The organism is Mesorhizobium sp. M0047 (genome assembly GCF_040323315.1).
Classification (GTDB): domain Bacteria; phylum Pseudomonadota; class Alphaproteobacteria; order Rhizobiales; family Rhizobiaceae; genus Mesorhizobium.
Map to the genome: position 1 here is coordinate 1 of NZ_JAMYUW010000124.1, position 506 is coordinate 506.

General features: G+C 64.6%; 1 protein-coding gene. It reads left to right on the forward strand.

Annotated features, from left to right (window positions below):
• Nucleotides 1–506: ISAs1 family transposase (locus NKJ89_RS35685; RefSeq protein ID WP_352609093.1), on the forward strand; the 506-nt coding region annotated here is incomplete at both ends.

The window sequence follows — 506 nt, forward strand, 5'->3', positions numbered from 1 at the left end:
ATCGTCTCCAAGAAGGCCGATTATGTCCTGGCGCTCAAAGGCAATCAGGGAACTCTCGAGGAGGATGTCGCGCTGTTCTTCGACGATCCCGTGCTCGCGGCCGATTGTTCGTGTCATGAAGAAGAGCCGCAAGCCGGCCACGGCCGGATCGAGGAGCGCACGATCCGCGCCGCCGATGCCGCCTGGCTCGCCGAGCGTCATCCCGATTGGAAGGGGCTTGCGAGCTTTCTCGCCGTCACAACGCGTCGCACGATCAAGAAGACCGGCGCGGTCTCGATCGAGACGCGGCTCTTCATCTCCTCGCTGCCGCCCGACCCCGTCCGCCTCGCCGCCGCCGTGCGTGCCCACTGGAGCGTGGAGAACAATCTGCATTGGGTCTTGGACGTGGCGTTCCGCGAAGACGAGTGCCGCGTCCGTAAAGACCATTCGGCGCGCAACCTCGCCATGATCCGCCGCGCGGTGCTCAACATGCTCCGACGCGAGCCTTCAAAGACCTCGCTCAAGCG